General features: G+C 72.7%; 13 protein-coding genes. 5 read left to right on the forward strand and 8 right to left on the reverse strand.

All coding sequences use genetic code 11. The features are described 5' to 3' along the window. Positions 1-37: 37 nt before the first annotated feature. Complete coding sequence (locus ACFWP2_RS32170) at positions 38-1,783, reverse strand: FUSC family protein (RefSeq protein ID WP_380458060.1); 1,746 nt, start codon at positions 1,781-1,783, stop codon at positions 38-40. Between the two features lie 297 nt (positions 1,784-2,080). Here ACFWP2_RS32170 and ACFWP2_RS32175 point away from each other — a divergent pair, with 297 nt between their 5' ends. Beyond that, positions 2,081-2,755 (forward strand): Crp/Fnr family transcriptional regulator, encoded by a 675-nt coding sequence (locus ACFWP2_RS32175; protein ID WP_030060009.1) that lies wholly within the window; start codon positions 2,081-2,083, stop codon positions 2,753-2,755. A gap of 121 nt (positions 2,756-2,876) precedes the next feature. Here ACFWP2_RS32175 and ACFWP2_RS32180 read toward each other — a convergent pair whose 3' ends face one another. The 5 genes from ACFWP2_RS32180 to ACFWP2_RS32200 form a co-directional block, all read right to left on the reverse strand. Next, a complete protein-coding gene (locus ACFWP2_RS32180) occupies positions 2,877-3,713 on the reverse strand; it encodes an MBL fold metallo-hydrolase (protein ID WP_380458063.1) in 837 nt (278 codons plus the stop codon). Continuing rightward, on the reverse strand, positions 3,710-3,883 hold the full coding sequence (locus ACFWP2_RS32185; RefSeq protein WP_380458065.1) for a hypothetical protein: 174 nt from the start codon (positions 3,881-3,883) through the stop codon (positions 3,710-3,712). The genes ACFWP2_RS32180 and ACFWP2_RS32185 overlap by 4 nt, the downstream gene beginning before the upstream one ends. 143 nt (positions 3,884-4,026) lie before the next feature. Beyond that, positions 4,027-4,893: an NUDIX hydrolase gene (locus tag ACFWP2_RS32190; protein WP_380458067.1), complete on the reverse strand. Its 867-nt coding sequence runs from the start codon at positions 4,891-4,893 to the stop codon at positions 4,027-4,029. Positions 4,894-5,010: 117 nt separating this feature from the next. Continuing rightward, positions 5,011-5,478, reverse strand: a complete 468-nt coding sequence (locus ACFWP2_RS32195) for a RidA family protein (RefSeq protein WP_380458069.1) — start codon at positions 5,476-5,478, stop codon at positions 5,011-5,013. Beyond that, the gene (locus ACFWP2_RS32200; protein ID WP_094743074.1) at positions 5,475-5,633 is read right to left on the reverse strand and encodes a DUF4177 domain-containing protein; all 159 of its coding nucleotides are present in this window, start codon (positions 5,631-5,633) and stop codon (positions 5,475-5,477) included. Before ACFWP2_RS32200 ends, ACFWP2_RS32195 begins: the two co-directional genes overlap by 4 nt. A 212-nt stretch (positions 5,634-5,845) precedes the next feature. Here ACFWP2_RS32200 and ACFWP2_RS32205 point away from each other — a divergent pair, with 212 nt between their 5' ends. Together ACFWP2_RS32205 and ACFWP2_RS32210 are read left to right on the forward strand one after the other, a co-directional pair. Continuing rightward, positions 5,846-6,934 (forward strand): ArsA-related P-loop ATPase, encoded by a 1,089-nt coding sequence (locus tag ACFWP2_RS32205; RefSeq protein ID WP_380458071.1) that lies wholly within the window; start codon positions 5,846-5,848, stop codon positions 6,932-6,934. Continuing rightward, on the forward strand, positions 6,931-8,103 hold the full coding sequence (locus ACFWP2_RS32210; RefSeq protein WP_380458073.1) for an ArsA family ATPase: 1,173 nt from the start codon (positions 6,931-6,933) through the stop codon (positions 8,101-8,103). The genes ACFWP2_RS32205 and ACFWP2_RS32210 overlap by 4 nt, the downstream gene beginning before the upstream one ends. Before the next feature lie 69 nt (positions 8,104-8,172). On the opposite strand, the gene ACFWP2_RS32215 is transcribed toward ACFWP2_RS32210, so the two are convergent. Further along, positions 8,173-8,496 (reverse strand): WhiB family transcriptional regulator, encoded by a 324-nt coding sequence (locus ACFWP2_RS32215; RefSeq protein WP_195911063.1) that lies wholly within the window; start codon positions 8,494-8,496, stop codon positions 8,173-8,175. A 501-nt stretch (positions 8,497-8,997) separates the two neighbouring features. Between ACFWP2_RS32215 and ACFWP2_RS32220 the strand changes: the two genes are divergently transcribed. Beyond that, positions 8,998-11,271, forward strand: coding sequence for a transglycosylase domain-containing protein (locus ACFWP2_RS32220; RefSeq protein ID WP_380458075.1), 2,274 nt, complete (start codon positions 8,998-9,000; stop codon positions 11,269-11,271). Positions 11,272-11,471: 200 nt separating this feature from the next. Here ACFWP2_RS32220 and ACFWP2_RS32225 read toward each other — a convergent pair whose 3' ends face one another. After that, positions 11,472-11,924: a GatB/YqeY domain-containing protein gene (locus ACFWP2_RS32225; protein ID WP_380458076.1), complete on the reverse strand. Its 453-nt coding sequence runs from the start codon at positions 11,922-11,924 to the stop codon at positions 11,472-11,474. Between the two features lie 774 nt (positions 11,925-12,698). On the opposite strand from ACFWP2_RS32225, the gene ACFWP2_RS32230 reads away from it, so the two are divergent. Further along, a complete protein-coding gene (locus ACFWP2_RS32230; protein ID WP_380458077.1) occupies positions 12,699-13,997 on the forward strand; it encodes a helix-turn-helix domain-containing protein in 1,299 nt (432 codons plus the stop codon). The last annotated feature ends 182 nt before the right edge of the window (positions 13,998-14,179 follow it).

The following is a 14,179-nucleotide window of genomic DNA, read 5'->3' on the forward strand; positions in this document are numbered from 1 at the left end:
CTGCTCCCGTTCTGCGGCCTGCCGGTCGGCTTCGATCCTAGGCCGTGCCCGGCAAGGCCTCTGCGGTGCCCGGCAGGGCCCGAGCCGTGTCCGGCGGGCCCGGGGCGCGGTCCGGCGGGCCCGGTCGGCCGCGGCGTTCCAGCAGGGCGGCCAGCAGGCGGTGGGCCTGCTCCTCGGTGTCGGTGGCGCGCTGGTGCGGGAGGGCGGGTCGGCGCCACTCGCCGGCGGCGGTGTCGGTGGCCTCCCGCAGCTCCAGCAGAGCCGCGGCAAGGCGGGTGCGGGCGGCGAGGGCCTCCGGGGCGCTCGCACCCGAGACCGCCGACCCGGGCGAGGGAGAGGCGGAGGCAGCGGAGACGGAGGCGCGGACGGCGGCCGACGCACGCCGGCCGGCCGCTTCCGCTCCGGCCAGGGCGCGGGTCAGCCGGGCGGCGGTGCGGCGGTTGGTGACCAGCAGGCAGGCCGCGAGACCGGCGAGCGCCCCGACACAGGTGTCCAGCCAGCGGTCGGCGACCAGCGCCCCGGTCGGCTGCGGACCCGCGAACTCCGTCATCAGCAGTGCCAACGGCGTGACGAAGACCGTCGCCAGCCAGTAGCTGCGGGCGATCGTCGCCTCCGCCCCGAAGTTGCAGACCAGCCCGAGCCCGATCAGCGCCACCGGACCCGAGTGCGCGAGGGGAAGCGCGGCGGTGAACAGCAGCAGGCCGAGCAGGTTGCCCAGCACCCGCTGCAGTGCGCGCTGCCAGGACAGCGTGCTGTTCGCCTGGAACACCGAGGCCGCGGTGACCACCGCCCAGTACGGCCGGCCGACGCCGAGCGCCAGCGAGAGCCAGCCGGCGCCGGCGCAGCCGACCGCGACCCGCAGCGCGATCGGCAGCAGCGCCGAGCCGGGCCGCAGCGCCTGCCGGAGCGGTGGCCGGGGGCCGGGGCGTCGGGCGGCCGGCTCGGCCGCCTCGGTCGCCTCCGCCTCGGTGAGGTCGAGCGACGGCAGCGGACGGTCGCGCCGCAGGTCGCGGGCCAGGTCGAGGTACCGCGCGGCGTCCTCGGGCCGGGCCGGTCCGGCCAGTGCGGCCTCCGCGCGCACCAGCAGCCGCTCGGGCGCGTCGCCGAGGGCGCGCCGCCGGGCCGGGCTGGAGAGCGCGAGACTCTGCCAGGCCGCCTCGACCGCGCCGACCAGGGCGGTACGGGCGGCGGCGTCCGGCCGGCCGGGCTCGGCGCGCAGCAGGCGGGCGGCGGCCTCCAGGGCGCGGGCGGTGGCGATCCGCTCGGGCCCGTACGGGCGCACCAGGGCCGGGGCCATGCAGACCAGCCAGGCCAGCGCGGCGCCGAGCACGGTGAGCGCCAGGTGCGGCGGGACGTCGGCGAGCCGCTGCGGGACGAAGGCGCAGCTGGCGGTGGTGAAGGTGATGATCAGAGCGCCGGGCGGGCCGACCCGGGCGGCGTCGCAGAGCAGCTTGTGCAGGGCGGCGAGCCCGGCCGCCACCGCGACCAGGACGGCTGCGTCGCGGGTCAGCGCGGCGGCGGTGAGGGCGGCGCCGGTGCTGAGCACGGTGCCGAGCAGCACGCCGGCCAGCGTCCGGGCCCGGGCCCGGTACGGCAGGCCGTGTCCGTACAGCGCGCCCAGGCCTCCGGCCGAGGTGTAGAGGGCGAGGTCGAGCCGGCCGAGGCCGAGCAGGGTGAGGTTGAGCGCGCCGAGCGTGACCACGGCGCTGAGCGCGGGCTTGTGCCAGCCGTCCCCGGCCGGACCGACCCGAAGTGCCTGGCGGAACTGGGCGGTTGTGACCATGCAAAAAGATTAGCAGGTAATTTACCCGTGAAACATATGCACGGACACGCCCGCGCGACAACGGTCGATTCCCCGTTCGAGAGAAGCGCACAGGAGTTCGGTCGACAGGCATCCCTGGCGCCCTCCGGCCGGGCCCGCCCGGCGAGCGCCCGGTACGAATGGCCCCGCACGGCACACCTCGGCACACCCCCTCCTCATATGATCGGAGCGACATGCGCCATGCTTGGTGATGCAGAACACTGAACGGAACTTGCGCCGGACGGCCCACCCGCCGTACGGCCGAGAAGGAGGAAGCACGTGGACGACGTTCTGCGGCGCGCCGCACTCTTCGCGGCACTCGACGACGAACAGGCCGGCGAGCTGCGCGCTTCCATGACCGAGGTCACCCTCGCCCGTGGGGAGTCGCTGTTCCACGAGGGCGACCCGGGCGACCGGCTGTACGTCGTGGCGGAGGGCAAGGTCAAGCTGCACCGCGCCTCGCCGGACGGCCGCGAGAACATGCTCGCCGTGCTCGGCCCCAGCGAGATGATCGGCGAGCTGTCGCTGTTCGACCCGGGCCCGCGCACCGCGACCGCCAGCGCGCTGACCGAGGTCAAGCTGCTCGGCCTCGGCCACGGCGACCTCCAGCCCTGGCTGCACGCCCGCCCCGAGGTCTCCATCGCGCTGCTGCGGGCCATCGCCCGCCGCCTGCGCCGCACCAACGACGTGATGTCCGACCTGGTCTTCTCCGACGTGCCCGGTCGCGTCGCCAAGGCCCTGCTGGACCTCTCCCGCCGGTTCGGCGTGCAGTCCGACGAGGGCATCCACGTCGCCCACGACCTCACCCAGGAGGAGCTGGCCCAGCTGGTCGGCGCCTCCCGCGAGACGGTCAACAAGGCGCTCGCCGACTTCGCCGGCCGCGGCTGGCTGAAGCTGGAGGCCCGCGCGGTGGTGCTGCTGGACGTCGAGCGGCTGTCGCGCCGCTCGCGCTGACGCCCGCGAACGCGGAAGGGCCCGTCCGATTCTCCGGACGGGCCCTTCCGCGTTCACACGGTCGCTTCCGCGTTCACACGGTCGCTTCCGCTTTCACATGCTCGCTCCCGCGTTCAAGGGATCACTCGGCGGCGCCCGGGATCAGCCCGTGCTCCTCCAGGTAGTCCAGCTGGGCCCGCACCGACAGTTCGGCGGCCGGCCAGAGCGCCCGGTCCACGTCGGCGTAGACCCGGGCCACCACCTCGTCCACCGTCCGGCAGCCCGCCTCGACCGCGGTCTCCACCTGGGCGAGCCGGGCGGCCCGGTGGGCCAGGTAGAAGTCGACGGCGCCCAGCGCGTCCCCGAGCACCGGGCCGTGGCCGGGCAGCACGGTCCGCACGCCGTGCTCGGAGGCCATGGTGTGCAGCCGGCGCAGCGAGTCCAGGTAGTCGCCCAACCGGCCGTCCGGGTGCGCGACCATCGTGGTGCCGCGGCCGAGCACGGTGTCACCGGTGAGCACCGCGCCGTCGTCCGGCAGGTGGAAGGTCAGCGAGTCCGAGGTGTGCCCCGGGGTGCCCACCACCCGCAGGTCCAGCCCGCCGACATCCAGGCGCTGGCCGCCCACCAGGCCCTCCGAGCCGAGCCGGTGCGCCGGGTCCAGGGCCCGTACCTCGGAGCCGGTCAGCTCGGCGAAGCGGGCCGCGCCCTCGGAGTGGTCGGCGTGGCCGTGGGTGAGCAGGGTCAGCGCGATCCGCTTCCCCCGCTCCTCCGCGAGGTCGACCACCCGGCGCAGGTGGCCCTCGTGCAGCGGGCCCGGGTCGATCACCACCGCGAGGTCCGAGCCGGGCTCGGAGAGCAGCCAGGTGTTGGTGCCGTCCAGCGTCATGGGCGACGGGTTCGGCGCCAGCACGCACAGCGCCCGAGGGGTGGCCTCGCCGCCGACGGCGGCGGCGGGGTCGCCCGGCAGGAGTCCGCTCACCGGCCGCCTCCGCCGTCTCGATGCAGGGCCCGCAGCGGCAGCGCCCGGACGAGGGCGCGCTGCGCCACCTCGACGAACGGGACCTGGCTCTCGCAGGCGGGGGCACGGGGAGTCAGACGGCGGGCGGGCATCTCGGGCGCCGTCCGGCGAGCCACGTCGTTGTGGGTCATCGGGCGTCGGTCCTTTCTCTGCGTCGGTACGGGAAGGTCGTGTCCTGCGGGTCGTACGAGCGGTAGGAGCGGTACGAGCAGGACGAGCGGTGCAAGCGGTACGAGCGGTGCGGGGCCACGGGTGGCCCCGCTCGGTGGAACGGTCAGGGGCCCTCCGGGAACTCCCCGTCGACGGTCAACTCCTCGTAACCGGGCCACCGGACCGTCAGGCGGTCGCCGCGGATCTCGGCCCGGCCCAGGACCGGCGCCAGCGGGCGGTCGCCCGCCGCGGCCAGGGCCTCGGCCACCGTGCGGGCCGACGACAGCTCGCGCAGCACCGTCACGGTCGGCGGCATCATGCCGAACCGGCCCTCCCGGTGGCCGCGCACCGCCTCGGCGGGGGTCAGCCAGGCGACCCTGTCGGCCTCGCCGACCTCCAGGGCCGCGCGCTGCCCGGCCGGCAGCGCGGCGACGAAGAACCAGGTGTCGTAGCGCCGTTCCTCGAACTCGGGGGTGATCCAACGGGCCCAGGCGCCCAGCAGGTCGCTGCGCAGCACCAGGCCGTGGTCCCGGAGGAACTCGGCGAAGGACAGCTCGTGCGCCTCCAGCGCGGCCCGCTCGGCGGACCAGTCGCGCGGCGCGGCGACGCTGTCGGCGTCCGGGCCGGCCAGCAGCACGCCGGCTTCCTCGAAGGTCTCCCGGACGGCCGCGCAGACCACGGCCCGCGCCGTCCGGGTGTCCACCCCGAGCCGCCGCGCCCACTCCTCCGGTGCCGGCCCGGCCCAGTCCGGCTCGATCTCGGCGTCCCTCGGGTCCACCCCGCCGCCGGGGTAGGCGTACATCCCGGCCGCGAAGGCCATCGAGGTGCGCCTGCGCAGCAGGTAGGCCTCAGGCCCTTCGGCGGTGTCGCGCAGCAGCACGACGGTCGCGGCGGGCCTGGGCACCGGCGGGGTCACCGCGCCGGATGCGGCCGCCCGGATCCGGGCGGGCCAGCCGGGCGGCATCGGCCGGGTCGTCGCTCGATGGTCCATGCCCGGATGCTAGGGCGTGTCCGACAATTCCCGCCAGGCTCACGGATCGACCGGACACACTCCGGCCACACACGGAGGCGGGGCCGGACGGACCCGGCCCCGCCTCCGTGATCGGGTTCAGACGGACGTGACGCGCACCACGAGCTCGACCTCGACCGGGGCGTCCAGCGGCAGCACCGCGACGCCGACGGCGCTGCGGGCGTGCACGCCCGCGTCGCCCAGCACCGTGCCGAGCAGCTCGCTGGCGCCGTTGACGACGGCCGGGACGCCGATGAAGTCGGGGGCGGCGGCGACGAAGCCGACGACCTTGACGACCCGCTCGATCCGGTCGAGGTCGCCGATCACGGACTTCACGGCGGCCAGGGCGTTCAGCGCGCAGATCTGCGCGAGGTCCTTGGCCTCCTCCGGGGAGACCTCGGCACCGACCTTGCCGGTGGTCGGCAGCTTGCCGCCGACGACCGGGAGCTGGCCGGAGGTGAACACGAGGTCGCCGGAGTGCACGGCCGGCACGTAGGCGGCGACCGGGGCGGCCACCGGAGGCAGGGTCAGGCCCAGCTCGGCGAGCTTCTCCTCGACCTTGCTCATGCGTTCTTCTCCCGCTTGAAGTAGGCCACCAGCTGCTCCGGGTTCGGGCCGGGCACGACCTGGACGAGCTCCCAGCCGTCCTCGCCGAAGTTGTCCAGGATCTGCTTGGTGGCGTGCACCAGCAGGGGGGCCGTCATGTATTCCCACTTGGTCATGGCCAGACTCTAGACGAGCCGCCGCGGCGAACGGCGACGCCGGCCGCGGGGCGTGTGAGGTGGGGCACAAAGAGGGCATGATCGGGCCTGACGGCCCAGGTGCTCCGGGCATCCGGTGCGCTCCCTGGTTACCCTCGCGGGAGGGCACCCTGGTGAGGGGCACCCTCGTCAGGAGGGGACGCCCGTAGGACGGAGACGGACGGAGACGGAGCGTGGCACGCACCCCCGGCCAGGCGGCCCGGCGCGACCCCGACTGGGAGGGCGTCCGGCTGCACGTGGTCAGCGGCAAGGGCGGCACCGGGAAGACCACGCTGGCCGCGGCGCTGGCCCTGGCGCTCGCCGCCGACGGCGGCCGGGTGCTGCTGATCGAGGTCGAGGGCCGGCAGGGCATCGCCGAACTGTTCGGGATCGCCGCGCTCCCGTACGAGGAGCGCCGGATCGCCTCGGTCTCCCGCGCCCAGCTGGGGCTCCCGGCCGGGGATGCCCTCGCGGGCGGGGTACAGCCCGGCGAGGTCTTCGCGCTGGCGATCGACACCGAGCTGGCGCTGCTGGAGTACCTGGAGATGTTCTACAAGCTCGGCCGGGCCGGGAAGGCGCTCCAGAAGGTCGGCTTCGTCGACTTCGCCACCACCATCGCGCCCGGCGTGCGGGACGTCCTGCTCACCGGCAAGGCCTGCGAGGCGACCAGGCGCAAGGACCCGGACGGCCGGCGGCGCTACGACGCGGTGGTCATGGACGCCCCGCCGACCGGACGGCTGACCAGGTTCCTGAACGTCAACGCCGAGGTCGCCGGGCTGGCCCGGATCGGCCCGATACACACCCAGGCGCAGGCCGTGATGCGGGTGCTGAAGTCGCCGGAGACCGCGGTGCACCTGGTCACCCTGCTGGAGGAGATGCCGGTGCAGGAGACGGTCGACGGCATCGCGGAGCTGCGCGAGGCGAAGCTCCCGGTGGGCGGGGTGATGGTCAACATGGTCCGGCCGCCGGTGCTGGACGCGGCGGCGGTGGCCGCGGTGGACGGGAACCACCGCGAGGAGGTCGCCGTGGCGCTCGGGGAGGCCGGGCTCGGCGGCCGCACGCGCACCGGTGAGAAGGTCCGGGCGGCGGTGGAGCCGCTGCTCGACCCCTTGCTGGAGCAGGCCAGGGAGCACGCCGAGCGGGTCGAGCTGGAGCGCGCGCAGCGCGCCGACATCCAGCAGCTGCGCCTGCCGACGTACGAACTGCCGCTGCTGGGCGAGGGCGTGGACCTCGGCGGGCTGTACCGGCTGGCGGGCGAACTGAAGCGGCAGGGGGCGGCATGACCACGAACAGCGGGGTGCGGAGCACCGGGCGGCGGCTCGCGGTGGACGAGCTGATCGACGACCCGAAGACCAGGATCATCGTCTGCTGCGGCTCCGGCGGCGTCGGCAAGACCACCACCGCCGCGGCGCTCGGTCTGCGGGCGGCCGAACGCGGCCGCAAGGTCGTGGTGCTGACCATCGACCCGGCCCGCCGGCTCGCCCAGTCGATGGGCCTGACCGAGCTCGACAACACCCCACGGGTGGTCAAGGGGGTCACCGGCGACGGAGAGCTCCAGGCCATGATGCTGGACATGAAGCGGACCTTCGACGAGGTCGTGCTGGCCCACGCCGAGCCCGAGCGGGCCAAGGCGATCATGGAGAACCCCTTCTACCAGTCCCTGTCGGCCGGCTTCGCGGGCACGCAGGAGTACATGGCGATGGAGAAGCTCGGGCAGCTGCGCGCCGCCGAGGAGTGGGACCTGATCGTCGTGGACACCCCGCCGTCCCGCTCGGCGCTGGACTTCCTGGACGCGCCCAACCGGCTCGGGTCCTTCCTGGACGGCCGGGTGATCCGGATCCTCACCGCCCCGGCCAAGGTCGGCGGGCGCAGCGCGATGCGTTTCCTGAACGTCGGGATGGGGCTGCTCACCGGCACCCTGGGCAAGATCTTCGGCGCTCAGCTGCTCACCGACGTGCAGACCTTCGTCAGCGCGATGGACTCGATGTTCGGCGGCTTCCGGGAGCGCGCGGACCGCACGTACCAGCTGCTCAAGGCGCCGGGCACGGCGTTCCTGGTGGTGGCCGCGCCGGAGCGGGACGCGCTGCGCGAGGCGGCGTACTTCGTGGACCGGCTGGCCGCGGACCGGATGCCGCTGGCCGGGCTGGTGCTCAACCGGGTGCACGGCACGGGCGCGCCGCAGCTCACCGCGGAGCGGGCGCTGGCGGCCGCCGAGGCCCTGGAGGAGAACGGCTCGGAGCACGCCTCGCCCGCGGCGGAACTGCTCGCTGCCGGGCTGCTGCGGCTGCACGCCGAGCGGATGCAGATCATGGGGCGCGAACGCCGTACCCGCGACCGCTTCGTCTCGGTGTACCCGGACGTGCCGATCGTGGAGGTGCCGGCGCTGCCGGGCGATGTGCACGACCTGGACGGGCTGCGGGCCATCGGGGAGCGGCTCAACGGCGCGGTGTAGCCCGGTGTCGTGGCCCGTGCCCGGGGCCGACGGCCCGGACCGCGCGGTGCGGGCCGGTGCGGGCCCGACTCAGCCCGCCTGGGCGTAGTCCGTCAGTATCACTCCGGTCGCGAGGGACTCCTCGTACTCGGTGCGTGCCGTCTCCAGCAGCTTCCGCCACGAGATGACCGTCGGGCGGCGGCGCAGCAGCGCCCGGCGCTCGCGCTCCGTCATCCCGCCCCACACCCCGAACTCCACCCGGTTGTCCAGGGCGTCCGCGAGGCACTCCGTCCGGACGGGACAGCCGCTGCACACCGCCTTGGCGCGGTTCTGCGCCGCCCCCTGGACGAACAGTTCGTCCGGATCACTCGTGCGACAGGCGGCCTGCGCACTCCAGTCGTCAACCCAGCCCATGCCGGCGCCGTCCTCTCCCGTATCGAGGCTCCCCCACGGCGGCAACGGCATATTCACCGTTGCCAGTTGAGGACGTTACGGAAGAACGACAGCTTGCAACAGCCCCTTCGGGCTCAATCTCGAATGACCCGATTGGACTATGGGTGGCGATCAGCTCACTCGTTGGAGTGATCGCAGGTCGCACGCCTTGCCAGGAATGGAGCCTGCACTCTAGTCACAGGCGTCATCACGGAGCGCAACCGAACACACGGGTACAGCAGGCCACAGCTGCCTCAAAACCCGGCGATAGATGGGTATTTCGGGCAAGTCTCCTCGCCCACAAGAGTGAATGATGTTGACGCACCGAAGCTGTCGCAAGCTTGTGACAAGCCTAGGGGAACACCTGCCCCGGCGTGCGGGAATCCGCGACGTAGGGTTCTCCCCATGGCACCGAAGCGCCCACAGGCACCCCAGCCCCCAGGCAACACCGGAGCTCCGCGCGGCAGGACCGGCGGATCACCGATGGAGCACGCCGGAAACGGCGTGAAGTTCCTGGGCGTCAGCGTGCTCTCCGGAGTCCTGCTGGCAGGCCTCGCCCTGCCCGCCGTCGGCGCCATCGGGCTGACCGCCAAGGACACGGCGGAGAGCTTCGACAACATCCCCGACGACTTCAAGACCCCGCCGCTCACCCAGGCGACCCAGATCTTCGACGCCAAGGGCGGGCTGATCGCCAAGGTCTACGAGCGCGACCGCACCGTCATCACCGCCGACCAGATGTCGCCGTTCATGCGGCACGCCCAGGTCGACATCGAGGACGCCCGCTTCTACGAGCACGGCGCCGTCGACCTCAAGGGCATCCTCCGCGCGGTCAGCAAGAACGCGGAGAGCGGCACCGCCTCCCAGGGCGCCTCCACGCTGACCCAGCAGTACGTGAAGAACGTCAACGTGGAGAAGGCCGGCGACGACCAGGCGGCCGTCCTGGAGGCCCAGCGCAAGACCCTGGGCCGCAAGATCCAGGAGCTCAAGGTCGCCATCAAGCTGGAGGAGGACCTGTCCAAGGACCAGATCCTCACCAACTACCTCAACATCACCTTCTACGGCCACCAGGCCTACGGGGTCGAGGCCGCCTCCCAGCGCTACTTCAGCAAGAGCAACAAGGACCTGACCGTCGCCGAGGCCGCCACCCTGGCCGGCATGGTGCAGAACCCGTCGTCCTACGACCCGGTGCGCTACCCCGAGAACACGGTCAAGCGCCGCAACGTCGTGATCGACAAGATGCTGGAGAACAAGCACATCACCGCCGACCAGGCGAAGGAGGCGAAGGCCGCCCCGCTGGGCCTGAAGTACAAGGACCCGCAGAACGGCTGCATCACCGCCCAGGCCGGGATGGGCTTCTTCTGCGACTACGTCCGCCACGTGGTCAAGCAGGACCCGGCCTTCGGCAAGAACGCCGACGAGCGCAAGAAGGTGTGGAACACCGGCGGCCTGAACATCTACACCACGCTGGACCCGGACAAGCAGGCCGCCGCCCAGAACGCCGTCACCAAGAAGGTCAACGTCACCGACCCGGTGTCGGCCGCCGCGACCATGATGGAGCCGGGCACCGGCAAGATCCTGGCGATGGCCCAGACCCGCCCGTACGGCCTGGACCCGAACAAGAACCAGACCGTCGTCAACCTCAACGTGGACGCCGCGATGGGCGGCGGCAACGGCTTCCAGACCGGCTCGACCTTCAAGCCGATCCTGGCCGCGGCCGCGCTGGAGTCGGGCATGTCGAACACCCAGGCGTTCCCGTCCGAGAACAAGATCGAGTACCCGCAGATGTCCACCTGCTCGGGCACCTGGAAGAACACCGTCAAGCCCAAGGAGACGGTCAAGAACGAGCAGGACAGCGAGATCGGGCCGTACCAGCTGAAGGAGGCCATGGCCCGCTCGGTCAACACCTACTTCGTGCAGATGGAGCAGCAGGTCGGCCTCTGCGCGATGAAGCAGATGGCGAACAAGCTGGGCATCACCCAGTCCGCCAAGGGAGACGCCTTCCAGGAGGTGCCCTCGATGGTCCTCGGCACCCTGGAGCTCTCCCCGCTGACCATGGCGAACGTCTACGCGACCTTCGCCGCCCGCGGCAAGTACTGCACCCCGATCGCGATCAACAAGATCACCACGGTGGACGGCAAGGACATCCCGGTCCCGCAGGCCCAGTGCAGCCAGGCCTTCTCCGAGCAGACCGCGGACTCCCTCAACGCCGTCCTGCTGAACGTGACCGAGAAGGGCACCGCGGCCGCCCTGACCATGGACGACGGCCGCAAGATCGCCGGCAAGACCGGCACCACCGACGAGAAGAAGGCCGCCTGGTTCAGCGGCTACACCCCGTCGCTGGCCGCCGCGGTCTGGCTCGGCGGCCCGGCCGGCGGCGTCAAGATGAAGAACATCAACATCGGCGGCAAGTACTACTCCGAGGTGTTCGGCGCCGACGGCCCCGGCCCGATCTGGGCGATGGCGATGAACCAGGCACTCAAGGGAACCCCGCTGGAGACGATCCAGACCGCCAACATCCCGGACCCGCTGCCGGCCACTCCCCCGCCGGGCGCCACCGCCCCGGCCGCCGACCCGAACGCCCCGCAGCCCGGCGGCAACCCGCCGCCGCCGCAGGGCGGCAACCCCGGCCAGCCCGGCGGTCAGCCCGGCGGCCTGCCGGGTGGGGTGGGCGGCGGCTTCCCCGGTGGGTTCACCTTCCCGCCCTTCCCCGGGAACGGGAACGGCGGCCGGCACGGCGGCGGCAACGGGAACGGCTGACCCGTCCGGGGAACGACCGGAGACACCGGGACACAGGGACACCGAGACACGCCGAAGGGGCGCCCTCCAGTGCGGAGGGCGCCCCTTCGGGGTGTTGCTGGGGCGGCGTGTCGCCGGGGTCGGCGTCGGCCTGTCACCCGGGGTGGCCTGTCGCCGGGGCCGGTGGGCGGGCGCCACCCGAGGGCGCCCGGGCACTCGGCTCAGGACAGGGCGGCCTTCACCGCCGCGGCGACCCGGCCGCCCTCGGCCAGGCCGTCGACCTTGGGCTTCACCAGCTTCATCACGGCGCCCATCGCCTGCGGGCCGCTCGCCCCGCTCTCGGCGACGGCGCCCGCCACGATCGCGGCCAGCTCCTCGTCGGAGAGCTGCTTGGGCAGGTAGGTCGCCAGCACCTCACCCTCGGCCCGCTCCCGGGCCGCCTGCTCCGTCCGGCCGGCCGTGTCGAAGGCCTCGGCCGCCTCCCGGCGCTTCTTCGCCTCGCGGCCGATCACCTTCAGCACCTCGGCGTCGGACAGCTCGCGCTTCTGCTTGCCCGCCACCTCCTCGCTGGTGACGGCGGCCAGGGTGAGCCGGATGGTGGACGAGCGCAGCTCGTCCCGGTCCTTGATGGCAGCCGTGAGGTCCTCGTGCAGCTGCTCCTTGAGCGTTGTCATTTCCTCTTCTTATCCTTCGGCTGTGGGTGGGCTCAACCGGGTTTCCCGTAGGCGTCCAACGGGGTTTCCGCAGTTGAACGAGTATCCCCCGACAACCCCGGCCGGGGTTGCCCGACAGCGCCCGGGCGCCGACGATCCGGTCCGGGAACGGGCGGCGGACGATTCCGTGAACAATCGATGCCCGGCTCCGCGAACGGGGCGACGCGATTCGGCCACGCTGGCCGATAATGCCTGCACATTCTCGGCCGCAATGCCGAAAATTGCCGGATCCGGGACGAAGTTGCCGGTCCCGACGGGGCAAATCGAACGCTGTGACCACTTCGCCGAAAATAGTCCGCGTAGTACACTCGTTCGCGCGTCGCTGGAGCAGCCCGTTGGCGGCGATCACCTCACCGTCGAATCACGTTTGATCACCGCCGGATAACCACCGGATAACCGCCGAATCATCGCCGAATCGCCCTCAGATCATCACCGAAGACCGCTACGAACAGCTGCGACAAACCGTCACCACGTCCCCGATTCATTATTCCACGGCACTGGCGCGCCGCCGACCAGGCGCCTGGCAGCCCTGACACCCAGCGGTCCGGGACGCTTGCGCCCACTGCCAGCACGAGCGTTCACGTCGGCGCTCCGCCCGACCGGCCGACCGCCCGGCGACAGTGATCGTTTTTCGGAGTACTCGGCGCCGCGGCAGCGGCTCATCGAATTCTGACTTCATATTCTGCTCACAACAGCAGGAAGCGCGGGGGAATGGACAACAATCAGCTTCGTTCGATGTTGGTAACCCAACGGAAGATGGTCGGCTGGAGCCAGGAGCAATTAGCCGAACACTCCACCGTCAGCGTCCGCACCATTCGCAACCTGGAAACCGGCGCCATCAAGAATCCGCGACGCAGTTCCGTGGAACTCCTGGTGGGCGCGCTGTTCTCCGCGGCGACCAGCCGGGAGGACACCCTGCTCTCCCAGGCCGTACACGCGGGCGCCCCGGCCGGACTGCTGCCCGCCCGGCCGGAACCCGGATTCCCGACCCGTGTCGCCGAGCTCCCGGACAACGCGCGGTGGCGGGGGCTGCGGCCCAAGACGGACATCACCGTCGGCCGCCGGGCCGACCTGCTGCACGTCGTGACCGCCCTGCGACCGGGCCGTCCGCTGGTGCTCACCGGACCGGCCGGGGTCGGCAAGACCCGGCTGGCACTGGACTCGGCCGCCCACCTGCTGGACCGCTTCCGGGACGGCGTCGTGGTCCTGGAACTCGGCTCGGTCACCCCCGAGGGCGTCGACCCCGCGGCCGCCTCGGCCCAGGCCCAGCGCGCGCTCGACGCCCTCCTCCGGGGTCTCGACCGCGACCCGCGAACCGGCCCCGAGCTGCAGATGCTGCTGGTCGTCGACAACGCCGAGCACGTCATCGACACGGTGGCCCGGCAGGTCAGGGCGCTGCTGGCGCGGCACCCCGCGCTCCACATCATGATCACCTCACTGCGGGCGCCCGCCGGGGTCCCCGCCGACCTGTGGGAGGTCTCACCCCTGTCGGTCGACCACCCGGACGGCCCCTACGGCTGCCCGCCCGCCGCCGAGCTGTTCTGCCACCGGGTGCGCTCGGTCGCCCCCACGCTCGACCTCGGCGACCAGATGCCGCAGGTGGTCGAGCTCTGCCGGCGCCTCGGCGGCCTGGCCCTCGCGATCGAGAACGCCGCCGTCCGGATGCGCTCGGTGCCCCTGCACGTCCTGGTGGACGAGTGCCGGGTGCTGCCGATCCTCGGCCAGGAGGAGGTCGGCGGGCTCTCCCACCACCGCTCGCTGCACCGCAGCCTCGCCTGGGCGTACGGGCTGCTCGACGAACGGCAGCGCCGGGCCCTCAGACAGCTCTCCCGGTTCCCCGAGGAGTTCTCCATCGACGACGTCCGGCAGGAACCCGTCGACGGCGTCGGTCCGGCCGGCCGGGAGCCCTCCCGCAACCTCGACGTGCTGGCCGAGCTGGTCGACTTCTCCGTCGTCCAGGTGAAGCGCGGCCACCAGTACGAGTACCGGGTCCCCCGGATGATGCGCGAGTACGTCAACGCCATTCCGGCCTGAGGTCGGCCCGCGCCCCCGCGCCCCGTGCCCGGAGACCGCTCCGGGCACGGGGCGCGCCGGGCAGCGGGGTGCCGGGCAGCGGGTCCTGCGCACCGCCGGGGCGGCCCTCCTGAGCGGGGCTCAGCTCCCCCGCCCGGCACCGACCGCCGCTCCGGCGCCGTAACCCGTCATCCCGGTGACAC

It is taken from the genome of Kitasatospora sp. NPDC058444 (genome assembly GCF_042721415.1).
Lineage (GTDB): Bacteria > Actinomycetota > Actinomycetes > Streptomycetales > Streptomycetaceae > Kitasatospora.